At 57.8% G+C, this 23,705-nt stretch carries 22 protein-coding genes, 9 tRNA genes and 1 rRNA gene; 21 read left to right on the plus strand and 11 right to left on the minus strand.

Annotation, left to right across the window (positions count from 1 at the left end):
• The first annotated feature begins 101 nt into the window (after positions 1–101).
• From PD282_RS03895 to PD282_RS03960, 14 genes are all read left to right on the plus strand, one after another.
• Positions 102–3,030, plus strand: a 23S ribosomal RNA gene (locus tag PD282_RS03895).
• A 131-nt stretch (positions 3,031–3,161) separates the two neighbouring features.
• A tRNA-Glu gene (locus PD282_RS03900) sits at positions 3,162–3,236 on the plus strand.
• A gap of 3 nt (positions 3,237–3,239) precedes the next feature.
• Positions 3,240–3,315: transfer RNA gene (locus PD282_RS03905), tRNA-Val, on the plus strand.
• Positions 3,316–3,338: 23 nt separating this feature from the next.
• A tRNA-Met gene (locus PD282_RS03910) sits at positions 3,339–3,415 on the plus strand.
• Positions 3,416–3,450: 35 nt separating this feature from the next.
• Positions 3,451–3,527 (plus strand) — tRNA-Asp (locus PD282_RS03915).
• Positions 3,528–3,554: 27 nt separating this feature from the next.
• Positions 3,555–3,627: transfer RNA gene (locus PD282_RS03920), tRNA-Lys, on the plus strand.
• A 9-nt stretch (positions 3,628–3,636) separates the two neighbouring features.
• Positions 3,637–3,722: transfer RNA gene (locus tag PD282_RS03925), tRNA-Leu, on the plus strand.
• Positions 3,723–3,730: 8 nt separating this feature from the next.
• Positions 3,731–3,817, plus strand: a tRNA-Leu gene (locus PD282_RS03930).
• A gap of 4 nt (positions 3,818–3,821) precedes the next feature.
• A tRNA-Gly gene (locus PD282_RS03935) sits at positions 3,822–3,896 on the plus strand.
• 5 nt (positions 3,897–3,901) lie between these two features.
• Positions 3,902–3,978, plus strand: a tRNA-Arg gene (locus tag PD282_RS03940).
• A gap of 214 nt (positions 3,979–4,192) precedes the next feature.
• On the plus strand, positions 4,193–4,372 hold the full coding sequence (locus tag PD282_RS03945) for a small acid-soluble spore protein H (RefSeq protein WP_274649071.1): 180 nt from the start codon (positions 4,193–4,195) through the stop codon (positions 4,370–4,372).
• 206 nt (positions 4,373–4,578) lie between these two features.
• Entirely contained in the window at positions 4,579–5,151 is a 573-nt protein-coding gene (locus PD282_RS03950; RefSeq protein WP_274649072.1) for a ribonuclease H-like YkuK family protein, read from the plus strand.
• A gap of 129 nt (positions 5,152–5,280) precedes the next feature.
• Entirely contained in the window at positions 5,281–6,315 is a 1,035-nt protein-coding gene (locus PD282_RS03955) for a Leu/Phe/Val dehydrogenase (protein WP_274649073.1), read from the plus strand.
• Positions 6,316–6,510: 195 nt separating this feature from the next.
• The gene (locus tag PD282_RS03960) at positions 6,511–7,254 is read left to right on the plus strand and encodes a stalk domain-containing protein (RefSeq protein WP_274649074.1); all 744 of its coding nucleotides are present in this window, start codon (positions 6,511–6,513) and stop codon (positions 7,252–7,254) included.
• A gap of 202 nt (positions 7,255–7,456) precedes the next feature.
• On the opposite strand, the gene PD282_RS03965 is transcribed toward PD282_RS03960, so the two are convergent.
• The 8 genes from PD282_RS03965 to PD282_RS04000 form a co-directional block, all read right to left on the minus strand.
• A complete protein-coding gene (locus PD282_RS03965) occupies positions 7,457–8,608 on the minus strand; it encodes a S8 family peptidase (RefSeq protein ID WP_274649075.1) in 1,152 nt (383 codons plus the stop codon).
• Positions 8,609–9,032: 424 nt separating this feature from the next.
• On the minus strand, positions 9,033–10,025 hold the full coding sequence (locus PD282_RS03970; protein ID WP_274649076.1) for an ABC transporter ATP-binding protein: 993 nt from the start codon (positions 10,023–10,025) through the stop codon (positions 9,033–9,035).
• Between the two features lie 17 nt (positions 10,026–10,042).
• Positions 10,043–11,014, minus strand: coding sequence for an ABC transporter ATP-binding protein (locus PD282_RS03975; RefSeq protein WP_274649077.1), 972 nt, complete (start codon positions 11,012–11,014; stop codon positions 10,043–10,045).
• Between the two features lie 53 nt (positions 11,015–11,067).
• Positions 11,068–11,811, minus strand: coding sequence for a cysteine hydrolase family protein (locus tag PD282_RS03980; protein ID WP_274649078.1), 744 nt, complete (start codon positions 11,809–11,811; stop codon positions 11,068–11,070).
• Positions 11,798–12,580: a cysteine hydrolase family protein gene (locus tag PD282_RS03985; protein ID WP_274649079.1), complete on the minus strand. Its 783-nt coding sequence runs from the start codon at positions 12,578–12,580 to the stop codon at positions 11,798–11,800. The genes PD282_RS03980 and PD282_RS03985 overlap by 14 nt, the downstream gene beginning before the upstream one ends.
• 36 nt (positions 12,581–12,616) lie before the next feature.
• A complete protein-coding gene (locus PD282_RS03990) occupies positions 12,617–13,516 on the minus strand; it encodes an ABC transporter permease (protein ID WP_274649080.1) in 900 nt (299 codons plus the stop codon).
• A 16-nt stretch (positions 13,517–13,532) separates the two neighbouring features.
• Positions 13,533–14,477, minus strand: coding sequence for an ABC transporter permease (locus tag PD282_RS03995; protein ID WP_274649081.1), 945 nt, complete (start codon positions 14,475–14,477; stop codon positions 13,533–13,535).
• A 15-nt stretch (positions 14,478–14,492) separates the two neighbouring features.
• Positions 14,493–16,079, minus strand: a complete 1,587-nt coding sequence (locus PD282_RS04000; protein WP_274649082.1) for an ABC transporter substrate-binding protein — start codon at positions 16,077–16,079, stop codon at positions 14,493–14,495.
• 266 nt (positions 16,080–16,345) lie between these two features.
• Between PD282_RS04000 and PD282_RS04005 the strand changes: the two genes are divergently transcribed.
• Positions 16,346–17,287 (plus strand): LysR family transcriptional regulator, encoded by a 942-nt coding sequence (locus PD282_RS04005; RefSeq protein WP_274649083.1) that lies wholly within the window; start codon positions 16,346–16,348, stop codon positions 17,285–17,287.
• A 183-nt stretch (positions 17,288–17,470) separates the two neighbouring features.
• Complete coding sequence (locus PD282_RS04010) at positions 17,471–18,955, plus strand: nicotinate phosphoribosyltransferase (RefSeq protein ID WP_420832268.1); 1,485 nt, start codon at positions 17,471–17,473, stop codon at positions 18,953–18,955.
• On the opposite strand, the gene PD282_RS04015 is transcribed toward PD282_RS04010, so the two are convergent.
• A complete protein-coding gene (locus PD282_RS04015; protein ID WP_274649085.1) occupies positions 18,956–19,741 on the minus strand; it encodes a M15 family metallopeptidase in 786 nt (261 codons plus the stop codon).
• A 179-nt stretch (positions 19,742–19,920) separates the two neighbouring features.
• On the opposite strand from PD282_RS04015, the gene PD282_RS04020 reads away from it, so the two are divergent.
• The 3 genes from PD282_RS04020 (at position 19,921) to PD282_RS04030 (ending at position 20,794) form a co-directional block, all read left to right on the plus strand.
• Positions 19,921–20,097: a hypothetical protein gene (locus tag PD282_RS04020; RefSeq protein ID WP_274649086.1), complete on the plus strand. Its 177-nt coding sequence runs from the start codon at positions 19,921–19,923 to the stop codon at positions 20,095–20,097.
• Positions 20,098–20,200: 103 nt separating this feature from the next.
• Entirely contained in the window at positions 20,201–20,413 is a 213-nt protein-coding gene (locus PD282_RS04025) for a hypothetical protein (RefSeq protein ID WP_274649087.1), read from the plus strand.
• 123 nt (positions 20,414–20,536) lie between these two features.
• The gene (locus PD282_RS04030) at positions 20,537–20,794 is read left to right on the plus strand and encodes an MEKHLA domain-containing protein (RefSeq protein WP_274655006.1); all 258 of its coding nucleotides are present in this window, start codon (positions 20,537–20,539) and stop codon (positions 20,792–20,794) included.
• A 183-nt stretch (positions 20,795–20,977) separates the two neighbouring features.
• On the opposite strand, the gene PD282_RS04035 is transcribed toward PD282_RS04030, so the two are convergent.
• The gene (locus PD282_RS04035) at positions 20,978–21,304 is read right to left on the minus strand and encodes a helix-turn-helix domain-containing protein (protein WP_274649088.1); all 327 of its coding nucleotides are present in this window, start codon (positions 21,302–21,304) and stop codon (positions 20,978–20,980) included.
• A 400-nt stretch (positions 21,305–21,704) separates the two neighbouring features.
• On the opposite strand from PD282_RS04035, the gene PD282_RS04040 reads away from it, so the two are divergent.
• On the plus strand, positions 21,705–22,052 hold the full coding sequence (locus PD282_RS04040) for an MmcQ/YjbR family DNA-binding protein (RefSeq protein WP_274655008.1): 348 nt from the start codon (positions 21,705–21,707) through the stop codon (positions 22,050–22,052).
• 47 nt (positions 22,053–22,099) lie between these two features.
• Here the strand turns inward: PD282_RS04040 and PD282_RS04045 are convergent, their stop codons facing one another.
• A complete protein-coding gene (locus tag PD282_RS04045) occupies positions 22,100–22,867 on the minus strand; it encodes a lipase family protein (protein ID WP_274655010.1) in 768 nt (255 codons plus the stop codon).
• A gap of 242 nt (positions 22,868–23,109) precedes the next feature.
• On the opposite strand from PD282_RS04045, the gene PD282_RS04050 reads away from it, so the two are divergent.
• A complete protein-coding gene (locus tag PD282_RS04050; RefSeq protein ID WP_274649089.1) occupies positions 23,110–23,673 on the plus strand; it encodes a DUF948 domain-containing protein in 564 nt (187 codons plus the stop codon).
• The last annotated feature ends 32 nt before the right edge of the window (positions 23,674–23,705 follow it).

The raw sequence follows: 23,705 nt of genomic DNA on the forward strand, positions 1-23,705 counted from the left end.
TGCGGCAGGAGATTGCACCTTGAAAACTGGATACGAACAAATGAAACATCCTTTAGCTGAGTTTATTGCTTACGAAGCCCGTTTTCTACGGAAAACGACTAGGTTAAGCTACTAAGAGCGCACGGAGGATGCCTAGGCACTAGGAGCCGACGAAGGACGTGGCGAACAACGAAATGCCTCGGGGAGCCGTAAGCAGGCGTCGATCCGGGGATGTCCGAATGGGGAAACCCGGCTGGGGCAATGCCCAGTCACCCGTTGCTGAATCCATAGGCAGCGTGGAGGCATACCAGGGGAACTGAAACATCTCAGTACCCTGAGGAAGAGAAAACAACAGTGATTCCGTCAGTAGCGGCGAGCGAACGCGGATTAGCCCAAACCAAGGGGCTTGCCCCTTGGGGTTGTAGGACGTCTCACATGGAGTTACAAAAGCGTTGGTTAGGCGAAGCGGTCTGGAAAGGCCGGCCAAAGAAGGTAAAAGCCCTGTAACCCAAAGTCAGCGCTCTCCGAGACGGATCCTGAGTACGGCGGGACACGAGAAACCCCGTCGGAATCCGGCAGGACCATCTGCCAAGGCTAAATACTCCCTAGTGACCGATAGCGAAGCAGTACCGTGAGGGAAAGGTGAAAAGCACCGCGGAAGCGGAGTGAAAGAGAACCTGAAACCGTGCGCTTACAAGAAGTCAGAGCCCAATTTAGGGGTGATGGCGTGCCTTTTGTAGAATGAACCGGCGAGTTACGTTCCCGTGCAAGGTTAAGGTGAAGAGCCGAAGCCGCAGCGAAAGCGAGTCTGAATAGGGCGACTTGAGTACGTGGACGTAGACCCGAAACCGGGTGATCTACCCCTGTCCAGGGTGAAGGTGCGGTAACACGCACTGGAGGCCCGAACCCACGAACGTTGAAAAGTTCGGGGATGAGGTGGGGGTAGGGGAGAAATTCCAATCGAACCCGGAGATAGCTGGTTCTCCCCGAAATAGCTTTAGGGCTAGCCTCGGCGTAAGAGTCATGGAGGTAGAGCACGGATGGGGTGCGGGGCCCGCCAAGGGTTACCAAGTCCCGTCAAACTCCGAATGCCATGGACTTATCGCCGGGAGTCAGACGGTGAGTGCTAAGATCCATCGTCAAGAGGGAAACAGCCCAGATCATCAGCTAAGGTCCCCAAGTGTGTGTTAAGTGGGAAAGGATGTGGAGTTGCCCAGACAACCAGGATGTTGGCTTAGAAGCAGCCACCATTGAAAGAGTGCGTAATAGCTCACTGGTCGAGTGACTCTGCGCCGAAAATGTAACGGGGCTAAACACACCACCGAAGCTATGAATTGCCTTTTAGGCAGTGGTAGGGGAGCGTTGAATACGGGTTGAAGGTATACCGTAAGGAGTGCTGGACTGTATTCAAGTGAGAATGCCGGTATGAGTAACGAAAAGACAAGTGAGAATCTTGTCCGCCGAAAGCCTAAGGGTTCCTGAGGAAGGCTCGTCCGCTCAGGGTAAGTCGGGACCTAAGGCGAGGCCGAAAGGCGTAGTCGAAGGACAACAGGTTGAGATTCCTGTACCACCGTAAACCGTTATGAGCGATTGGGGTGACGCAGAAGGGCAGTGACGCGGGGCGATGGAATGCCCCGTCCAAGCAGTGAGGCTGGTTGATCGGCAAATCCGTCAACCGATAAGGCTGGGCTGTGATGGGGAGGGAAAATTACAGTACCGAAGGTCATGGGCTCCGGCTGCCGAGAAAAGCCTCTAGCCAGGTGAAGGTGCCCGTACCGCAAACCGACACAGGTAGGCGAGCAGAGTATGCTAAGGCGCGCGGAAGAACTCTCGTTAAGGAACTCGGCAACATGACCCCGTAACTTCGGGAGAAGGGGTGCCTCGGTAGGGTGAATAGCCCGAGGGGGCCGCAGTGAAAAGGCCCAAGCGACTGTTTAGCAAAAACACAGGTCTGTGCGAAGCCGTAAGGCGAAGTATACGGGCTGACGCCTGCCCGGTGCTGGAAGGTTAAGGGGAGCGGTAAGCCGCAAGGCGAAGCTGTGAACCGAAGCCCCAGTAAACGGCGGCCGTAACTATAACGGTCCTAAGGTAGCGAAATTCCTTGTCAGGTAAATTCTGACCCGCACGAATGGCGTAACGACTTGGGCGCTGTCTCAACGAGAGATCCGGTGAAATTTTAATACCTGTGAAGATGCAGGTTACCCGCGACAAGACGGAAAGACCCCATGGAGCTTTACTGCAGCTTGATATTGGACTTTGGTACGATCTGTACAGGATAGGTGGGAGCCTAAGAAGCCGGAGCGCCAGCTTCGGTGGAGGCGCCGTTGGGATACCACCCTGATCGTATCGGAGTTCTAACCTGCTACCCTGAAACGGGTAGAGGGACCGTGTCAGGCGGGCAGTTTGACTGGGGCGGTCGCCTCCTAAAGCGTAACGGAGGCGCCCAAAGGTTCCCTCAGAATGGTTGGAAATCATTCGAAGCGTGTAAAGGCAGAAGGGAGCTTGACTGCGAGACCGACAAGTCGAGCAGGGACGAAAGTCGGGCTTAGTGATCCGGTGGTACCGCATGGAAGGGCCATCGCTCAACGGATAAAAGCTACCCTGGGGATAACAGGCTTATCTCCCCCAAGAGTCCACATCGACGGGGAGGTTTGGCACCTCGATGTCGGCTCATCGCATCCTGGGGCTGAAGTAGGTCCCAAGGGTTGGGCTGTTCGCCCATTAAAGCGGTACGCGAGCTGGGTTCAGAACGTCGTGAGACAGTTCGGTCCCTATCTGTCGCGGGCGCAGGAAATTTGAGAGGAGCTGTCCTTAGTACGAGAGGACCGGGATGGACGTACCGCTGGTGTACCAGTTGTTCCGCCAGGAGCACCGCTGGGTAGCCAAGTACGGACGGGATAAGCGCTGAAAGCATCTAAGCGTGAAGCCCCCCTCAAGATGAGATTTCCCAGTATGTAAGACCCCTGGAAGACGACCAGGTTGATAGGTTCGAGGTGGAAGCGCGGCAACGTGTGCAGCTGACGAATACTAATCGGTCGAGGGCTTATCCTATCGGTGTTCACGGACACGTGAAGGCCGCTTCGGAAGACCAGCTAAAGAATTAATCGGATGTTCGTATCCAGTTTTCAGGGTGTAACGCCCGTAGGTGAAACCCACGATTGTGGGGTTTTCACCGTTTATTCGGCCCGTTGGTCAAGGGGTTAAGACACCTCCCTTTCACGGAGGTAACAGGGGTTCGAATCCCCTACGGGTCACCATATGGAGGCTTAGCTCAGCTGGGAGAGCATCTGCCTTACAAGCAGAGGGTCGGGGGTTCGATCCCCTCAGCCTCCACCATAATGGCATAACTTATTTAACGACGCGGGGTGGAGCAGCCCGGTAGCTCGTCGGGCTCATAACCCGAAGGCCGCAGGTTCAAATCCTGCCCCCGCAACCAAATTTACTTCGGAGCAATCCGAGACCTTATAATGTGGAGCCGTGGTGTAGAGGCCTAACATGCCTGCCTGTCACGCAGGAGACCGCGGGTTCGAATCCCGTCGGCTCCGCCATTTATACCGAACGGCTCCTTTAATTGTGAGCCATTAGCTCAGTTGGTAGAGCACCTGACTTTTAATCAGGGTGTCGTAGGTTCGAGTCCTACATGGCTCATGTGAATATGCGGTTGTGGTGGAATTGGCAGACACGCTATCTTGAGGGGGTAGTGCCCACCGGGTGTATGGGTTCGAGTCCCATCAACCGCACCATAAGCTTTGCGGTCGTGGCGGAATTGGCAGACGCGCTAGATTCAGGTTCTAGTGGTGTAACAGCCGTGGAGGTTCAAGTCCTCTCGACCGCACCATCTTGCGGAAGTGGCTCAGCGGTAGAGCATCGCCTTGCCAAGGCGAGGGTCGCGGGTTCGATTCCCGTCTTCCGCTCCATTTTTGTGCCCATAGCTCAGCCGGATAGAGCGTTTGACTACGAATCAAAAGGTCGGGAGTTCGAATCTCTCTGGGCACGCCATTTCCGGAGCTTTTGGCTTGGCACCAGTTGATGACAACGATTAGCGGGCAAGTAAACAACTTGACTTTCAATCGCTTGATGATTAGACGAGCGCGTATCTATTCTTTGGAATAGATGCGCGCTTTTTTGCTGCCGTCCGGGTGGAAAACGGAATAATGAAGACGAACGGTGCACACCTTATGATGGACAACATCTAGTCGGGAGGTCATCCGCAATGGATATTGCACGCGCGAAAGCGATCGCCGAATCGCCTGTAATGGAAAAGGTGACGTACGAAGGAACGCCGATTTATATTCAGCATGTCGACGAGGAGAACGAAACGGCAAGGATTTACCCGCTGGACCGGCCCGAAAACGAACAGACGGTTCCGCTGCGCAGCTTGATGGAGCAGTAATTAGACCCGCTCGAATTAGTCCGTACTTCGGTGACAGCTTGGTCCCGGCAGCATGAGATGAAGCAGACGCGCCCAACTGTTGTCGGGACATTCATAACGGTTTAAATGGCAAAGCCTTCGTTTTCAGTAGGGAAACGGAGGTTTTTCGGTTCTGACATACATAAATGCCGGCGTAGACGTGTACGTTTGTACAGGTGGTGATAATGATGGCACGACAAAAGGACGATACTCAGCAGGACAGCGGTTTTCAAAATATAAGCGAAAGCCGGCTCGCCCTGGAGGAAGTGGTCGACCGCATGCTCGCGTTTATGAAGCAGGAGCCAGCCGCCCATTACCAATTTGCGATCGGCACCGACAGCCAGGTTTATCGAGGCTGCACCAAATTCGTTACCGGCGTGATCATACGGCGAATCGGCAAGGGCGCATGGGCCTGCTACCGTCAGACGGTCGTGCCGCGGGAACTGAAGTCGGTGAGAGAGAAGCTGGCGCTGGAAACGACCTTCTCTCAGGAGGTCGCCTGCCTGTTCGAGGAGGAGGATACCATCCGGAGAATGGAGGAGGTGCTGCTGCCCTATGCCTACCAGGGGGCGGCGGTGGAATCGTTTATCGATATTGACGCGGGTGCCGTGCCAATCATCAACAAAACGGCATTATATGTACAAGAGATGGTGAAAAGGGTGGAAGCGACGGGCATGTACGCCGCACGCTTCAAGCCCGATTCGTATGCCGCTTCCACCTATGCGGACCGTTATACAAAGCGGCCTCTGCGGCTCGTTTGACGGACGGCCGGTCGCAGCCTGCGGGACGGGCCGTCTTCCGTAAACGTGAACCCTTCATCGATAGTTTGTCCAACGGAATGATATTCCGGGTTTCCAAGGAACCTCCGATAGGCAAGGGAGGAAAAAACGATGGATATTTTGGACGTGATGGAACGTTTGTCGTTCGAGCAGCTTGTATTTTGCCGGGACCCGGCGGCCGGCCTGAAGGCGGTCATCGCCATTCACAGCACCAAACGCGGTCCGGCACTGGGCGGCTGCCGGATGTGGCGCTATGCGGACGGAGAGGAAGCGGCTCTTGATGCGATACGTCTGGCGCGCAGCATGACCTACAAAGCGGCTGTCTTCGGGCTGAACTACGGAGGCGGCAAAGCGGTGATCGTCGGCGATCCGGCCACGGATAAAAGCGAGGCGCTGTTCCGCGCGCTCGGGAGGCGCATCGGTCAGCTGCAGGGTACCTATATGACCGGCGTCGATTTGGGGACAACCGTACAGGATATGGATCTCATCCGCCTGGAGACGCCGTATGTGACGGATACGACCGGCACCATGATGGCAGAAGGCGATTTCACGGCGGAGATGACGGCATGCGGCGTGTATTTGGGCATGAAAGCGGCAGCCGGCGCAGTCTTGGGCTCCGCCGATTTGCAAGGAGTAACCGCGGCCGTTCAGGGGCTGGGAAAGGTCGGGAGCTTCCTCTGCGCGTATCTCCACGCCGCGGGCGCGCGGCTGATCGTCAGCGACATCGATGCCGCCCGTGCGGCAAAAGCAGTGCAAGCCTACGGAGCAGCCGTTGTGCCGCCGGAGGATATCGTCTCGGCCTCGTGCGATATTTTCGCGCCGTGCGCCCTTGGCGGGGTTTTGAACGAGCGTACGGTGCCGCTGCTGAATTGTAAAATCGTGGCCGGCTCCGCCAACAATCAGCTTGCAGAGGAGCGCTGCGGAGATCTTTTGAGCGCGCGGGGAATTGTATACGTGCCGGATTTTGTCGTGAATGCCGGCGGCCTGATCGTCACGGCCTGCGAGCTGGACGGCTTGTCTGCGGCTGACATGAAGCGGAGCGTAGAGCGGGTGTACGATGCCGTAACCGAGGTGCTCGCCGATGCGCAAAGGAACGGCGTTTCGACATGGTCGGCGGCTGAAAAGCTGGCGGAGCGAAATTTATAAATGTTCCGTTGATCCCCGTTCCGAACGGCTTTGTCCTGGATAAATTTAGAATGTTAGACATTTGTAATGGTTTGTTTATTTTTTTGTTCGTGGGCGTTAATAACGCTCTTGTATCCTTTTAACCGAAGAGGCGGAAACCCGGAGTACATGGAAGCGTACACAAGAGGTTCCGCAATAACGTTAGGAGGATATGACATGAATAAAATGATGAAATTGACGACAGGAGCTTTATTGGCGGCGGCTATTATGATCCCGGGAGCGGCATCGGCTGCGGATATGGGCAAAGGCATGATGCCTGACTACAGTAAAGTGAAGGTCGTGCAGAAAGACGGCCAAAGTCTCGTGCCGCTTCGTCAGATCGCGGAGTCGCTTGGCTACAGTGTAAACTGGAGCAAAACGAATATTACACTGACAAAACGGCCCATGATGGGAGCCGGCATGAAGGACATGAGCGGCATGAAGGATATGTCGGGCATGAAGGATATGACCGACATGAAGGACATGAGCGGCATGAAGGATATGTCGGGCATGAAGGATATGACCGACATGAAGGATATGTCGGGCATGAAGGATATGACCGACATGAAGGACATGTCGGGCATGAAGGATATGACCGACATGAAAGACAAGTCGGACATGAAGGATATGACCGACATGAAAGATAAGTCAGGCATGAAGGATATGACTGACATGAAAGATAAGTCGGACATGAAGGATATGACCGACATGAAAGATAAGTCGGGCATGAAGGATATGACCGATATGAAAGATATGTCGGGCATGAAGAACATGGCTTATACGATTATGCTGAAAGCGGGCAGCAAAGACATTATGATTGGCATGGACAAAAAGACGCTGACTTTTGCGCCGGTCATGATGATGGGAAAAACCTATGTAACCGAAGCGTTTGTGGATACGTATCTGGCCATGCACAGTTAATTGACCCGTTCGAAATAAGCATGTAAACAGAATCGTCCTCTCCGGCCATGACGGCCGCGATGAGGACGATTCGCATTTTACACAGGCTTTAACGCCATGCGGGGAATGGATTCATCGGTTAATAGAGTCAACAGCGTTTTTTGGATTCGGCAGGCGGCATTCGAAATGCATGCGGAAGAGGTGCGGTACAGTATGCCCGAAGTCAGCTGCGAACCGCCCGGTCCGCGTTAATGTGTCCGAATGCCCAATATACGCCGGTGCCGGGTATCGGGTCGCAGTTTGCTTCGATGCTTGTCCGGACGTCGGCGTTGCTCCGGCCCTGCGCTGCAAGCAGAGCGGCTAAGCCGGACACATGCGGGGATGCCATCGAAGTGCCGCTCATATAAGCGTAGCGGCTTCCCGGATACGTGGACAATATGTTGGAGCCTGGCGCCGCTACGTCCACCCACGTTCCAAAGTTGGAAAACGGCGATTTTTGATCGTTCGAATCGGTGGATGCGACGGCGATGACTGAATCGTAATAGGCCGGGTAGGTGGGGGCGCTCGTACCGTCGTTGCCCGCCGAGGCAACGATAACCGCTCCTTTGTGCCAAGCATATTCGACGGCATTCTGAAGCGTAAAAGCGGGGTTGGCCGAGCCCAGGCTCAGGTTGATGACCTTCGCGCCGTTATCGGCGGCGAACACGATCCCGCTCGCTACGCTGCCGAGACTCCCGTTTCCGCTGCCGTCGAGGACGCGGACCGGCATGATGCCGGCCAGCGGCGCTATGCCGGCAATGCCGCGCGCATTGTTGGTGGCCGCTCCGGCGATGCCCGCGACGTGCGTGCCGTGGCCGTTGCCGTCGTCCGGCTGATGGTCGCCGCCGACGAAATCGTAGCCGGGGACGAGCTTGCCGGCGAGATCGGGATGGTTCGGCTGCACGCCGGAGTCGACGATCGCGACGACGACGTTCGGGGCGCCCTGCGTCACGTTCCACGCGTCCGGCGCGTGCACGATTTGCGGACCGTACTGGAAATCGGCGTAATAGGTGTCGTTCGGTTCCGCCAGCGCTTTAAACCGGTAGTTGGGCTCGCAATATTCGATTTCGCTTCGCTCGTTATAAGCCTTCATGAGCTTGCGGGTGCTTTTGACGCCGCGAACCACATGATGACCGAGCGGCGAACAGCTGACCAGCTCGCAGCCCAGCTTGGCATGGATGCCCAGCTTTTGGCTTTCGGAAAGGTTCGGCTTGAATTGCACGATCAGCTCGCCGGGGGCATAATGATCCTCCTCATCATCGGGCCGTCCAAATACGAAAAACCAGCCGATGGTCAGAACGACCAGCGCGCCGACTGCGATCAGGATACTGACCACGTTAACGCCTCCCTGTCTCTAGTTGACATAGAAGAAAGCGTATAAGATCGGGCTTATACGTTTCCTCTTGAGACAGGCTATGCTTGTACGATCGAAAAGGATTGGACAGGTGTCCGGCGGCAGGGAAAGAGGATCAAAATGGACGATTGGAAGCAAAGAGGCAGGCCGAAAGGGGAAAACGCACCCCGGCAGGAAGCGGATTAAATTTACCGCAACGCTGCTGCTGTAAGTCCTCGGCTGCAAGCCGCTGCTGTAAGGCCACTGCTGTAAGGCCGCTGCAATGAGCGGCCTTGCAGGACGCCGAGCTGCAGGCTTCGCAGTTCTCCGGAATGCGATTGTTAGTGAACATGCAAAAAAGGCACGGCTCCTGCATAGGGGATGGATGCAGGAGCCGTACGCGTTTTGGCGCCGCCTTGTACTCGTGTCAGTACAAGTGGCAGGCGACTCTATGACCCGGCAGCATTTCCCGAAGCTCCGGACGTTCCTCGCGGCAGCGATCCGTCGCTTGCGGGCAGCGGGTATGAAAAGCGCACCCCGAGGGTGGCTTGGAGGGGCTTGGGACTTCGCCCGTCAGCACGATCCTTTCGCGCCGCGCTTTGCGGGTCGCTTCCGGAGCGGCGGACAGAAGGGACTGCGTATAAGGATGGAGCGGAGAGCCGTAAAGCTGGGCTCTTGGCGCAATTTCGACCATTCTGCCCAGGTACATTACGCCGACGTTATGGCTGACATGCTTGACGACGGACAAATTATGCGAAATGAACAAATACGACAACCCGAACTGGGCCCGCAAATCGTCCAGCAAATTAATGATCTGCGCCTGGATCGATACGTCCAGCGCGGAGACGGCCTCATCCAGCACGATCAGTTTCGGATTCAGTGTCAGCGCGCGGGCGATGGCGATCCGCTGGCGCTGACCGCCCGAAAATTCGTGCGGATGCTTCAAGCCGGCCTCCTGCGGCAGTCCGACGACCTTCAGCAGACCCGCGACGCGTTCCCGGACTTCGCGCTGGCTTAACCGGGTATTGACCAGCAGCGGCTCCGCAATGATGGAACCGACGCTCAGCCTCGGGTTCAGCGACGAATACGGGTCCTGGAACACCATCTGGAAATTTTGGCGCATTTGCCGCAGGCGGTCGCCTTTCATCGTCGTAATATCGTGGCCGTCGAACACGATGGTGCCCTCCGTCGGATCGTACAGGCGCATGATGACCCGCCCCGTCGTCGACTTGCCGCAGCCGGATTCGCCGACCAAGCCGAGCGTTTCTCCTTTCCGAATGCTGAACGACAGGTTGTCGACGGCCTTGACCTCGCCGATTTTTCGTTTCAGAATGCCGCCTGTAATCGGAAAATACATCTTTAAGTCGCGCACCTCGAGCAGCTGCTCGGCTGCGCCGCCGTTTCGAAGCTCCTCGGTCATCCGCTCGGCCTCCCCGTTTATGGATTCGATATCAGCGCACACCTGACAAAATGTCCCGGACCGATTTCGCGCAGCTCGGGCATCGTTTGGAAGCAGCTGGCGCGGGCGACCTGGCAGCGCTCCGCGAACCGGCAGCCCGGCGGGAAGCTGGCTGCGCTCGGCACCGTACCGGGAATCGCCGTCAGCCGCTCGTTCGTCTCGTTCAGGGAAGGGATTGAGCCCATGAGCGCCAGGGTGTACGGATGAAGCGGGTTGTCGAACACGATGTCCGCAGGTCCCGACTCTACGATCTGGCCGGCATACATGACCGCCATATCGTCGGCCATTTCCGCAACGACGCCGAGATCATGGGTGATGAAAATAATGGAGGTGCCTTTTTCCTCCTTCAAGCCGCGCATCAAATCGAGCACCTGCGCCTGGATCGTCACGTCGAGCGCGGTGGTCGGCTCGTCGGCGATCAACAGCTTCGGCTCGCAGGCCATCATCATGGCGATCATGACCCGCTGCCGCATCCCGCCCGACAATTGATGGGGGTACGAGCGGGCGATGATCTCGGGCTTCGGGAAGCCGACGCTGTGCAGCTGCCGGACGGCGATGGCGCGCGCCTCGTTTCTCGGAATGTCCCGGTGCCGGGTCAGCACCTCGACGATCTGCTCCCCGATTTTGAACAACGGATTAAGTCCGGTCATCGGCTCCTGAAAAATCATGGCGATCTTGTTGCCCCGCAAATCGGACATCCGATCTTCGTTCATCCGCACCAAATCGTCGCCGTCGAACAGCACCTCTCCGTCCACAATCCGCCCTTGAGCACCCGGAACGAGCCCCATGATCGACAAGGACGTCATGCTTTTGCCGCTGCCGGATTCGCCGACGATGCACAGCACTTTGCCGGGCTGCACCTCGAAATCGACGCCGTCGACGGCTTTAATGACCGATTTGCCGCTGTAAAAATACGTTTTCAGGTTGCGCACCTTAAGCACCGCTTCCATCACCATGCACCGCCTTGTCGAAAGGATGTGGAGTACCCGGCATTAACGCCGGTTCATGCGGACGCGACGGGGACGGCCGCTTGAAGGCTGGCCGAGGTCGCCTGGAACGCCATGAATCTCATATTGTAGAGCGCGCCCTCCAATACGTGCTGGGGCGAGGTCGTCGCCGTGCAGTCGCGGAGCAAAATGCTGTCGTACCCGAGAAAAGAAGCATCCTGTACGGTGCTCATGACGCATTGGTCCGTGTTGACGCCTGCGAAGAACAGCGTATTGATGCCGTTCGCGCGCAGAATTTGGTCAAGCACCGTTCCCGGAAACCCGCTGATCCGGTATTTGTCGACCCAATAATCGTGTTCCTCGTACGAGGCGGCCAGCTCATCGGCAAGCGCCGCCGACCAGGAATCCTTCACGAGTACGGGGCCGAGATCGTCCGGCAGCGGCTCGCCGATTCCCGGCCTGCCGTTCCTTTTCCAGGCATAGAGCAGGCTCGGCGGAAGGTTGGCCGTATCGGGCCGGTTCCCCCAGTTGACCCAAACGATTTTCGTGCCGAGCTGACGGCAGGCGCTCACGGCCGAAGCGATGGCGGGCACAAGCTTCAGGGCGCCGTCCGGGCGTTCGAGCTTGGGGGAGCAGAAATAGTTTTGCATATCGATAACGATCAGCGCCGACCGTTCCGGGTCGAACCTCAGCGTGCGGTTCTCTTCCATCGGGATCGTGACGGCATTGGCCGAGCCGCGGCTCACGTCGAAATGATCGCCCTCCACAATCCAATAATTCGATCCGTTACCGTACTTCATGGGCTGCCTCCATCTCCGCATTCGGTTGTTTTCGGGTCACGACGGCTGCCAGCAGGCTTTCGGAGCTTGCGGTAAACGTCCGGTTCCGCATGTTATACAAAGCCCCTTCGGCGGCGTAAGGAGGGGACGTCGTTGCGGTGCAGTCCTTCAGATGGACGTTGTCGTAGCCCAGGAAAGCCGCATCCAGCAGCGTAAACATGACGCATTGATCCAGATTGACGCCGGCGTAGAAAAGGGTGTTGATTCCGCTCGCGCGCAGCGTCTGGTCGAGGATCGTCCCGGGAAACCCGCTCGTGCGGTATTTCTCGATCACATAATCGGACTCGTCGCACGAATCCTTCAGCTCGTCGACGATGGCCGCTGACCAGGAATCCTTCACGAGCGCGAGGCCCATATCGCCCGGCAGCGGCCGCCCGATGTGGGTGGGCCCGTTCGCCCGCAAGGAATACAGCATATTGGGCGGAAGGTTGGCCGTATCGGGCCGGTTCCCCCAATTAACCCAGACGATCTTCATGCCGAGCCGCCGGCCGCTCTTCACCGCCGAGGCGATCGCGGGTACGAGCTTCAGCGTCCCGTCCGGGCGGTCCAGCAGCGGGGAGCAGAAAAAGTTCTGCATGTCGATAATGATCAGCGCCGACCGGGCGGGATCAAACTCCAGCGTGCCGCGCTGCTCGTCGAGCTCGATCGTAGCGGTCGACATGGCGCCGCGGCTGATATCGGCATGCGAGCCTTCGACAAGCCAATAATTGGCTCCGTTTCCGTATTTCACGGCTATCCCTCCCTATGGTATGGCGAACCTAACGCTTCAGCTGCCTTTGATCTTCGAATGCGGATCGAATTCGTCCCGGATGCCTTCGCCGAGCAGCGTAAACGCCAGCACCAGCAGGAAAATCGCAAGGCCCGGCGCAAACGAGATCCACGGCGCCTGCGTCAGAAACATCGAGCCGCTCTGCAGCATCTCGCCCCAGCTCGGGAACGGCGGCGGCGTCCCGAGACCGAGGTAGGACAGGCTGGCGACGACCATAATCGCATGGCCGATGTTCAGGTTGCAGGACACGATGAGCGGGGTCGCCGCATTGGGCAAAATGTGCACGAGCAGAATGCGCCAGTCGGGCACCCCGTGGCTTCGGGCCGCAAGCACGAATTCGCGGTCGCGGAGCGCCAGCACCTGGCCTCTTGTAATCCGGATAAACTGAGGCGCCATGATGATGGCCACGGCGAAGCAGGCGTTAATAAACGACGGGCCCCAAATAAAGGAGAGGGCCATCGTCAGCACCAGACCGGGGAACGCCAGCCCGGCATCGACGATGCGCATCAGCACCTCGTCGATCCAGCCCCCGTAGTAGCCGGCGATCAGGCCGAGCGGCACGCCGATCAGGATGGCGATCGCCACGATAATCATGCCGGAACCAAGCGATTCCTTGGCGCCCCAGACGACCCGGCTGAACACGTCGCGCCCGAGGTTATCGGTGCCGAACCAATGCGCCGCGCCCGGCGCCTTGAGCGCCGCGCTGAAATCGGTCGCGAAGGGCGAGTAAGGCGCGAACAGCGGCATGACGAGCGCGATGACGATGAAAACCAGCACCATCAGCAGGCCGGACACGATCAGCCGGTTGCGGACGATTTTGTTCAGCAGCACACGCTGCTTTCGCTTCACCTTCACACGGCCCATTTCAACTTCCGGTCTCGTTAAATCGATGGACATCGGCAATCAATCCCCCTTACGAATAGCGGATTCTGGGGTCCAACAACGCGAACAGCACGTCGACGATCAGGTTCGTCATCAGGATCGTCCCGCCCATAAACAGGACGCAGCCGTTCAGCACCGAATAATCGCGCTGCACGATCGAGTTGAACACGAGCTGGCCCATGCCGGGCAGCGAAAAAATCGATTCGACGATGACGGCTCCGCCGAGCAGCGAGCCCATCTGCAGCCCTATGATGGTAATGACGGGCAGCACCGCGTTGCGCAGCGCATGCCGCATCAGCACGGCTCTCCGGCGGATGCCTTTCGCCCTGGCGACCTGGATGTACACCTGGCTCAGCACCTCCAGCATTTCGCCCCGCAGCATCCGGGATTCCATGGCGGAGAGCGGGAGCGCCAGCGCGAACACCGGGATGATCATCCGGATCAGATTGCCGCCGACGCTTTCCGTCAGCGGCACCCAGCCGAGGGCCGGGAGCAGCCGAACGGTTACGGAGAGCAGGAAGACCAGAATAAGCGACAGCCAGAACGTCGGGACCGCGGCCCCGGCGAGCGCCAGCAGCCGGCCGGCATGGTCGATCCACGAGCCGGGTTTGTTGGCGGACAGGATGCCGAGCGGAAGCGAGATGCAGAGCGAGAGCAGAATCGCCAGCACGGCAAGCTCCAGCGTGACCGGAATCCGGGTGACGATCAGCTCCAGCACCGGCTGGCCGCCGAACAGCGAATTGCCGAAATCGCCGTGCATCGTATTTGATACGTAATGGAGAAACTGCACCGACAGCGGCTGATCGAGCCCCAGCTTCGCTTCCATCAGCTTCACGTTCTCCGGGCTCGCTTCGTCGCCCAGAATCGTGTAGGCCGGGTTGCCCGGCGTCAGGTGGATCAGGCTGAACGTAAAGACGATCAGGATCAGCGCGACCGGCACAAACGACAGCAGGCGGCGGACGATATAACTGGCCATGGCATGCTCCCTCCGTTAATGGCTGATTGACGTTTTGTAGAAGCGCAGCAGCTGGTCGGGATAAACCTCAAAGCCTTTCACTTTATTGCTCCATACGTCCAAAACCGGCTGAAAGCCCGTGAAAACGAACGGCGCGTCGTCGTTGATGATTTTGGACGCCTCGGTATAAATCTTTTTGCGCTCGTCGTTCGAGGACATTTCGCGCGCCTGCTGCAGCAGCTTATCGACTTGCGGGTTGCTGTATTTGCCGCGGTTGAAAGGCGCCCCCGTCACGGCGAAGGCGTAGCTGTTCTGGTCGGGATCGACCATGCCGCTCCAGCCGCCGCCGGCGACCTCGAAATCGCCGTCGATCGTCCTTTTCGTGATCGCGGAAGAATCGAGCGCTTCGATGTTCATCTTGATGCCCGCTTTGGCAAACTGGCTCTGGAACAGCTGACTCAGCTGCATGCTCTGCGGATCGTTGGCGCTCAGGAATGTAAAGGAGAAGCCGTTCGGCATGCCGGCGAGCTTGAGCTCTTCCTTGGCTTTGTCGATCGAATACTCGTATTTGACGCTCGGGTCGTTCGCCCAGCTTGCCGGAGAGAAGAACGAGTATCCGGGAACGAATTTGCCGAAATAAATAATCTGATTGATTTCATCGCGGTTGACGGCGTAGTTCATCGCGCGGCGAAGATGCACGTTCTGGAACAGCGGCTTGGCAAGATTCATGTAAATCCTCGAAAAACCGTACGAGGTGCCGCTGGTCATCGTAAACTGGTCCTTCATGCTTTCGACCTTCGGAATGTCCTGGAACGGAATCGAATCGACGATATCGACCTGCCCGGAGATGAGCGCGTTCAATTTCTGCGATTGGTTGACGATCGGGCGGAATTCGATTTCGTCCAGCAGCGGGTAGCCTTTGCGCCAATAGTTCGGGTTTTTCTTAATCGTCAAATGATCGTTCTTGTTCCACTCGACGAACTCGAACGGACCCGTGCCGACGGGGTGCATGTCGTACTGGTCGCCGTATTTCTTCCTTGCGGCGGGAGAGACGATCAGCCCGGTCCGGTCGCTGAGCGTGGCCAGAAACGGCGTGAACGGGGTTTTCAGCTTGACGACAAGCGTGTACGGATCGGGAGTCGAAAGGCTCGCGACCATATTAAGGTCCGTGCTCCGCGGCGAAGCGTTCTTCGGATCCATGATCCAGTTCCAGTTGTCGATGACGGCCTGGGCATTGAAATCGGTGCCGTCATGGAACTTGACCCCCTGCTCCAGCCGGAACGTATACGTCAAGCCGTCGTCGCTGACCGTCCAGCTTTTGGCCAGGCCGGGGACCAGCTTGCCGTCGGGCGTGGTCATAATGAGATCGTCGTAGATGTTGTTGTATAATTCTTCATCGATCAGAAGCGTGGATTTGGCCGGGTCCATCGTGCCGAAATCGGTGATGATTCCGACGCGCAGCTTGCCGCCTGCGGAGCCCTCGGAGGCCGAAGCTCCGTTAGTGGACGTACCGGAAGCCGCCGGAGCCGGGTCCGACGATTTGCCGCAGCCGGACAGCAGAGCAATAACAATCGAAGCCGTAAGCAGGGAGGCAGCAGCCCTCTTTATGATCGTTTCTCTCATACCCACCGAATCCTCCTTGGAAATTGACTCGTTTTCACTCGTGTTGGCCTTTTTACCGCTTCAAGGTTATTGCCGTCCCCACCTCGCTTAATAACTGTTATAATAGGTAACATTAAAAACAAAAGTCTCGTCTATATGTTCATTCTATGTAAATAAACATTACGTGTAAATAACGTCATTTGGGTGACAGCATTCAAAAAATGGATGTAAGTGTACTATTTAAAAGCAATATGTGTTAGTATGATGTTAACTGAGGAGGGATCGGTATGACGATGGATCAGATTTTGACATTTTTGGCGGTCTATCAAACGGGGAGCTTCCAAAAAGCGGCCGAGCAGCTGTTTTTGCCGCAGTCGACCGTCTCCAACCGCATCAAGCAGCTCGAGCGCGAGCTGAACAAGCCGCTGTTCGTCCGCAGCAAGTCCGGCATTTTGCTGACCGATGAAGGAACCGTTTTTCTTCCGTTTGCGCAAAATGCCGCCAAATCGATCGAGGAAGGCCGGCTCGCCGTCGTCCGGCTGAAGCGCGGGCTGTCCGGCATGCTGACGGTTGGCTGCAACAATTCGTTCGCTGATTCGTTTCTGCCCCGTATGCTGAAGGATTTCAGCGTCCGCTTCCCCGACGTGTCGGTTCGCGTACACGGCATGACGACCCGCGAGCAGATCCGCAAGCTGAACAACAACGAGCTGCGGCTCTGTATCAGCAAATATTCGCTGAACGTGCCGGCGCTTATCTTTGAACAAATTTTTCAGGAGGACGTGCGTCTGATCGTTTCCCGCCGTCATCCGCTGGCGGAGCGGCGTTTCGTTACCGTGGAGCAAATCGTTGCCGAGCCCTTCATCTCCAACGAGCCCGATACGCTTTACCGGAAAACGCTGGAGCTTACGCTCAGCCAACTGAACCTGAGCCACGAAATCAAGATGGAGAGTAACAACCTGTCGCTGATCAAGCATTGGATCAAGGAGGGCAGCGGCGTGTTCCTGTCGGGGGCGCTGCTGTTCCGAGAAGACCTGATGCGCGGAGATTTGGCGGCGGTGCCGATCGAACGGAATCCGTTTCCGCCGGACAAAGTGTTTCTGATTTATAAGGAAGGCAATTTGGATCGCCTGGAGCAGCTCTTCGTCCGGCATCTCGCACGGATGATGCCCATTGAAGCGGAAGGGATGCTGCCGCCGGTCATCGGGGAGAGCGAGACGCGGCGGGCATGATCGGCTGACTGTGCCGGGGCTTGCAGCGACTTCGCCGTCCGCTCCGCCGATTCCCGCGGGGTCGCGCTCAGCACGACGCGGCGCAGGGTGCGGCGGGCCTCGTTCAAAGGGCGGCATTGTTTTATCGTCCGGGCGGATATGCTATAACTAAACGGGAAGGCATATCTGCGGCGGGCGGACCGGATGCGGTCCGTCCCCGGCTTCGGGGAGTGGAAAGCGGTGAACGACGAGCATCTGGCATTACATACCGATAAATATCAGCTCAATATGATGTACGCCCACTGGGTGCAGGGGACGCTCAACCGGAAGGCGGTGTTCGAGGCGTTCTTCCGCAAGCTGCCGTTCGGCAACGGGTATGCGGTGTTCGCCGGCCTGGAACGGGTCGTCCGCTACATCCGCGGGTTATCTTTTACCGATGATGAGATCGAATTTTTGAAGCATCAGGAAGAGCATTACGACGAGGGTTTCTTGCGGGAGCTGCGGTCGTTCAAGTTTACGGGCGATCTGTACGCCGTTCCCGAAGGTACGGCCGTTTTTCCCGGGGAGCCCCTGATCCGGGTCGAGGCGCGCATTTTCGAGGCGCAGCTCATCGAGACAGCGCTGCTCAACTTTATCAATTATCAGACGCTGGTCGCCACGAAGGCGTCCCGGATTAAACGCGCCGCACCCGGGGATATTTTGCTGGAATTCGGGACGCGAAGGGCGCAGGAAGCCGACGCGGCCGTATGGGGAGCGCGGGCGGCGTATATTGCCGGGTTCGACGGGACATCCAACGTTAGAGCGGGTATGATGTTCGGCATTCCGACACGAGGAACCCACGCTCATTCCTGGATCCAGGCCCACGAATCGGAGGAAGAGGCCTTCGACAAGTTCGCCGGGGCGCTGCCGGATCACGTCTCCCTGCTGGTTGATACCTACGATACGCTGAGAAGCGGCGTCCCGGCTGCCATCCGGACGGCGAAACGGCTCGCATCCGCCGGGAAGCGGGTACAGTCGATTCGCATCGACAGCGGCGACCTTGCGTATACGTCGATCCGGGCAAGGGAAATGCTCGATGAGGCGGGACTGCACGAAGTCAAAATTATGGCCTCCAACGATCTGGACGAGCATGTCATTGCCGAATTGAAGGCGCAGCACGCCAAAATCGATATGTGGGGCGTAGGCACGCAGCTCATCACCGCGGCCGACCAGCCTTCGCTCGGCGGCGTGTACAAGCTCGCGGCGATCGAAAAAAACGGCCGGCTCGAGCCGGTGATTAAAATTTCCGGCAATCCGGAGAAGGTCACCAGTCCCGGCGCGAAGGACGTTTATCGTATCGTCAACGCCGGAACCGGCAAGGCGGAAGCCGATTATCTCGCTCTGAAAGAAGAGGGAGGCGTCGATCCGAGCCGTCCGCTCCGCCTCTTCGACCCGCTGCATCCGTATCGCAGCAAAACGGTGGAGGACTATGACGCGATTCCGCTGCTGCAGCCCGTATTCCTGCAAGGGGAGCTAGTTTACGCCCTGCCCGGATTGGATGATATCCGCAAGTACCACGCCGGTCAGCTGGAGCTGTTCTGGCCGGAATATTTGCGCAAGCTGAACCCCGAGCAGTACCGGGTAAACGTCAGCCCGGCGGCCTGGGATTTGAAGCTCGTTATGATCCGCAGCGTGCAGGAGAAGCTGTAGCTACCCGTTTGCGTGCCGGGCCAAATATTCCTCCAGCGTCAGTCCCGATTTTGCCACCTGCTGCGCGACATAGACGCCGACATAACGAACGTGCCATGGCTCGTAGGAATAGCCCGTAATCTTCTCTTTTTCTTGCGGATAACGGATGATAAAGCCGTAGTCGGCGGCATGGGCCTGCAGCCATTTGCCTTCTTTGGTTTTGCCGAAGCTCTGCTCCAGCGCGTATTTCACGCTTGCGCTCGAGACATCCATCGCCAGCCCCGTCTGATGCTCGCTCTCGCCGGGGCGGGCGCTTGTGCGGTTGGCGACCTCGGCGCCTTTCAGCTGCGCGTTGCGCTTAAAGATGGCCCGCTGCGTGGCATAGGACCGGTAGCCGGACACAGCCTTCAGCGATACGCCGGTCTTCTTCGCGCCCGCAAACAGGTTCTCGAGCGCATTCGCCGCGATCCGGCGCATCTGCTTCTTCGGATTGGAGCCCGAGAACGAAAACGGCACATTCGGTACTACCAGGTCGCCGGGTACGTAGGAAGAAGATAAATGCCGGTTTTTGTTGACGAGCACGACGGTGCTTCCCGTATTGATGACGACCTTAATACCCGTATTGGTTCTTTTCACCGTCCGCTGCGGAGCGTTGTCATACAAAAATTGCTGGAACGCGGTCAAGCCGCTCGTTCCGGCTGCAGCCGCCGCGCTGCCGGATGCGGGCCAGGCGGAGGAAACGACGAGCGCCGCTCCCGCCAGGCAGAGCAGGATCGAAGCGTAAATCTTTTTTCGGGAATTCCCCATTTTTGCCCCTCCATATAACGGTTGATAGAGTCAGTATACAGACCGATTGTTACAAAAGGGTTTCAAACTTGTAATTTCCAATAGATTACTTGCGAAGCGCAGGCGATCCTTCCAAATGGTACAATAGAGTTCAAGACGCGGCCGTGCGCGAAACGAAAGGACAAGGCGGTGAACGAAAAATGCCGGATGATCGCAAGCCTGCAGACGAGCGTCTGGAGCGGGCGCTGCAGGAAATCGAAACGCTGCGGGCGGAGAAGGAGCGGCTGGAGCGCGAGAATGCGAGGCTGCGCGGACTGCTTCGGACCAGGCGGCCGGAGACGATGTCCACGAAGCTGTACGATGCGCTCCGGGAGTAGCGGCAGCCGGATGCCGCATCCGGGAGACCGGCGGCAATTCGGCTCTGGCAAGACGTCCGAAAAAACGCTACAATACGAGTAGTACACATTGCGGGGTGATCTTATGTCAGACGAACAAAAGGCTCCGGCTTCGGAGGAGAAGCAGGAAACGAAGAAAATTTCTCTGGCGGAAGCGGTCAAGCAGAAGCTTGCCCAGAAGAAGCAGGCGCAGGCGGAGGGCAAACAGCAAAAGTTCAGCCCGGGCGGCAACCAGCAGACGCTGAAAAGCCAGAATACGAAGAAGGTCAACAACCAGCGTAAAAAGATGGGCGTTTAACGAACGAAACCGGGGATGCGGCGCTAGCCGCCCCCGGTTCTTTTATGTGCAGGGCTGGGAAGATTGAACGCAGTGCCGGAAAATGCCGGGAACGAGCTCCCGCTGTGGAGCGTTGGCTCGACCGTGCGCGGGTATAGGGACGGGTACGCGGGCGTACGCATTTCCAGGAGCGGCCGCCGCTTCGAAATGCGGGATGCCGGGGTCTGGAATTTACAGAATGAGGAAGGCCGGCTGTGCGGGCAGGCTGCGGCGTTTACACGTTACAGGTACGTGCAGGCGAGGCGGCTTGCCTCTTTTTATTTGCAAAATCATATGGTTCGCGCCGGGAATATCGTTTATACTAAACATAAATCCCATAATCAGGAAGGGGGAAGCTCGTGAACGACCGGTGCTGCGGAAACATTCAGCACGAGAGGTAGGGACCTAAAAAGGCGGTTCGCATGGACCGACAAGCCGTCCATGCCAATTGGAACGTCCGGAATCGGAAGCGGTTTCCGCTGCAGGCGCGGCAATGCCGCCGGGGAGCGGAGGGAGGCAGGGCGCCCTTCAAGGCCGGCTCGTCCGTCAATCGTTTTTGCTGCCGGAGATCCATTTGCGATACATCGTGAGGCTTTCTTTTAAATAATTGGACTCGTTCTCCGTGAGCTCTTCCTTGAAGAGACCGGCTCCTGAACGGTCTTTGGAGGCAGGGTAGACCGGCTCGCGCCCGACGAGCCCGTCGATCGTCACCTCGAACAAATCCGCAATGCGGATCAGCGTTCGGAGATCGGGTTCGTTGATATTGTTCTCGTATTGGGAAATCGTCGATTTCGCCGTTTTTAAATAAGAAGCGAGCTGTTCCTGCGTCATGCCGCGCAGCTTGCGCAGCTCGCGAAGTCGTTTGCCGATCATGTGAACCTCAACTCTTCCGAAAGTGGATGTCGCTGCTATTAAATTGTACACGGATGGCGCGTAAACGCGGCTATTTGCCGGATGAAGTTCATGATACATGTAATTATGGGTTGAATTTTCCAAATTTAGACGGTAAAATATGAGAAAAGTTCATTATTCGTGAATGGTAATATGAGGAGGAGATTGTAATGGAAGGGAGAGCGCCCGGGTGTATGTGACCCAGGATATGAATCCGCTGCTCATGGCGGCCATCGGATTGTTCTGTCTGCTGATCTTGACCTTCATGCAGATCAGGTACCGAAAATCGATCCAGGCGATTCAGCATTGGGTCGGGGAGTCGAAGGAGCCGAAGGTTTGGGAGAAGGACGATGACGCCGATGCGGAAAGGGGGAGACGGCGGATGATGGAAATGCTGGCCGAATACTGCTTGTCCAAGCCGGGTGCCAAAGAGGACCATCCGTTCGGATCCGAGCCGCTCGTCGCCAAGGTCGGCGGCAAAATATTCGCGCTGATCACGGGCTCCAGCCTCTCGCTGAAATGCGATCCGGTGATCGCGGAAAATTTGCGGGAGCAGTACGCGGCGGTTACGCCCGGCTATCACTTGAACAAAAAGCATTGGAACACGGTCCGGGTCGACGGCTCGATCCCGGAGCATGAGCTGACGGATATGATCGACCATTCCTACGAGCTGGTGCTGAAACGAATTCCGAAGTCGGAGCGCGTCAGCATCACGTCACATTCCTCCTGACTTTGACGGGCGCCTGCCGCAATCCGCGGCATGCGCCCGTTTGCCTTTCAGCCCGCGCCGACCGGGCACAAACCCGGCGGATCTTGGCAAATGAAGGCGGCGAAGCCGGGATCCTCTTTGGCCAAATCGGCGAAATAGCTGCTGAGCACGTGATTGCCGCCGATCGAGCCCATGCGGAAGCTTCGCTTTACCTCTCCTTTGACGTGCAGATAATAGTAGGTTTTATCGGTTTTCGGCGAGCGGTAGACGAGGGGCGGAAGGTACGGGACGACATCGAATTCGTTCTGTACCCGGTATGTCGCTTTGACGGCCTTGTTGTAGGTGCGGACGAATGCCGGATCGCCGACGCGAGGAGCGCCGAACGTATACACGTAGGGCGTCTGCCGGCGGTTCGAGGCAATGTCGAGCGCGGCCAGGACCGCCAGCGCCCCTCCAAGACTGTGCCCGGTGACAAAAAGAGGCTTGCGTTCCGGGAGCCGGTCGAGCAGCCCGAAGATTTGGCTGCGGGCCGACAGGTACAGCTCGGTGAAGCCCTGATGCGTCCTGCCTCCGTTCCGGACGATGCTCAGCGGAATTTGGCGAGCGATAAAATCGGTGACCCAGTCCACGGCCGAGCGGGTCCCTCGAAAGGCCAAAATCGCCGCATCGTCGGATTCGAGAACGAAACCGAACGGCTGCAGCGCGATTTCGAAAGCGCCCGCTTCGAACGAGCCGATCGGGCGGTAACCGGCAGGCACCAAATAGAGGCCGTCCGGATTGTCGGATTGTACATAGGCTTGCCCGCATACCGCGGCCAAATAGATTGCCGTTCGCATATCCACTGCCCATCGCCCGCTTTCCTTCGCGCATTCGTACTTCTTATCAGCAGTGTATGCGGGCTGCCGCGGAATGGGTGCGGGCGTATGCCCAAACCGGCGCATCTTCCCCGAACGCATGGCCGCCGGCGATTCAACCGTTCAGGCGCAGGGTAACAAATTACATGCGAAGGTCGGTTGAACGCACGACTCCGGCGCCGTGAGGCAGCCGGAACCAATATTGCGACGGGAAGGTGGAAGCCATGCTTGACATTGCGATGCTGCTGATCGGGATTTCGGTTGCGGTTCTGACCGTGTTCGCCATATTGATGCTGCGGAAGGCGCAGGCCTCGTTCAATGCCGCGAGCCTTGCGCTGCGGGAGGTCCGGGATGCCGTCCATATTTGGAAGGACGATATTGAAGGGCTTGTCCGCAGCGCCCGGAAGCTGACCGACCAGGTGCAGGGACAGCTCGCCGCCGCCGAGCCGGCAATCGAAACGGTGCGGGAAACCGGCGAGGCGCTGCACGAGCTGGCCGCCGCAGCCCGGGGGATCTCGTCCGTCTGGTCGGCGAAGCTGCAGCGCAAAGCGAGGACTGCGGCGGAGAAGGAAGCCGCGGCCCGGCGTACGGCGGAGATGACGTCCGCAGCGGCGGCACCGGGAACGGCAGCGGCGAGATTGGAAGCCGCGGCTGCCGCCGAGCGGCCGGCGTATCCCGGTCCGGGGACGGAATCGGAAGCGTCCCCGGAGCAAGCCGCCCTTCCCGCCTGGCTGGTCTGGGCGGAGACCGGTCTGCATGCCGCCAAATGGCTGGCTCGGCGAAGGTAGCGGCGAACCGCGGGAGCGGGTACAATGAAGGG

This window comes from Paenibacillus humicola, from assembly GCF_028826105.1.
GTDB classification, from domain to species: domain Bacteria; phylum Bacillota; class Bacilli; order Paenibacillales; family Paenibacillaceae; genus Paenibacillus_Z; species Paenibacillus_Z humicola.

Coding starts and splice junctions, on each gene's coding strand:
- PD282_RS04050 (WP_274649089.1), top strand. CDS start 23,110: ATGCTTGACATTGCGATGCTGCTGATCGGGATTTCGGTTGCGGTTCTG.
- PD282_RS04015 (WP_274649085.1), bottom strand. CDS start 19,741: ATGGGGAATTCCCGAAAAAAGATTTACGCTTCGATCCTGCTCTGCCTG.
- PD282_RS04045 (WP_274655010.1), bottom strand. CDS start 22,867: ATGCGAACGGCAATCTATTTGGCCGCGGTATGCGGGCAAGCCTATGTA.
- PD282_RS03945 (WP_274649071.1), top strand. CDS start 4,193: ATGGATATTGCACGCGCGAAAGCGATCGCCGAATCGCCTGTAATGGAA.
- PD282_RS03970 (WP_274649076.1), bottom strand. CDS start 10,025: ATGACCGAGGAGCTTCGAAACGGCGGCGCAGCCGAGCAGCTGCTCGAG.
- PD282_RS03980 (WP_274649078.1), bottom strand. CDS start 11,811: ATGAAGTACGGTAACGGATCGAATTATTGGATTGTGGAGGGCGATCAT.
- PD282_RS03995 (WP_274649081.1), bottom strand. CDS start 14,477: ATGGCCAGTTATATCGTCCGCCGCCTGCTGTCGTTTGTGCCGGTCGCG.
- PD282_RS04025 (WP_274649087.1), top strand. CDS start 20,201: ATGTCAGACGAACAAAAGGCTCCGGCTTCGGAGGAGAAGCAGGAAACG.
- PD282_RS04035 (WP_274649088.1), bottom strand. CDS start 21,304: ATGATCGGCAAACGACTTCGCGAGCTGCGCAAGCTGCGCGGCATGACG.
- PD282_RS03990 (WP_274649080.1), bottom strand. CDS start 13,516: ATGTCCATCGATTTAACGAGACCGGAAGTTGAAATGGGCCGTGTGAAG.
- PD282_RS03975 (WP_274649077.1), bottom strand. CDS start 11,014: ATGGAAGCGGTGCTTAAGGTGCGCAACCTGAAAACGTATTTTTACAGC.
- PD282_RS04010 (WP_420832268.1), top strand. CDS start 17,471: ATGCGGTCCGTCCCCGGCTTCGGGGAGTGGAAAGCGGTGAACGACGAG.
- PD282_RS04000 (WP_274649082.1), bottom strand. CDS start 16,079: ATGAGAGAAACGATCATAAAGAGGGCTGCTGCCTCCCTGCTTACGGCT.
- PD282_RS04040 (WP_274655008.1), top strand. CDS start 21,705: ATGATGGAAATGCTGGCCGAATACTGCTTGTCCAAGCCGGGTGCCAAA.
- PD282_RS03950 (WP_274649072.1), top strand. CDS start 4,579: ATGGCACGACAAAAGGACGATACTCAGCAGGACAGCGGTTTTCAAAAT.
- PD282_RS04020 (WP_274649086.1), top strand. CDS start 19,921: ATGCCGGATGATCGCAAGCCTGCAGACGAGCGTCTGGAGCGGGCGCTG.
- PD282_RS03955 (WP_274649073.1), top strand. CDS start 5,281: ATGGATATTTTGGACGTGATGGAACGTTTGTCGTTCGAGCAGCTTGTA.
- PD282_RS04005 (WP_274649083.1), top strand. CDS start 16,346: ATGACGATGGATCAGATTTTGACATTTTTGGCGGTCTATCAAACGGGG.
- PD282_RS03960 (WP_274649074.1), top strand. CDS start 6,511: ATGAATAAAATGATGAAATTGACGACAGGAGCTTTATTGGCGGCGGCT.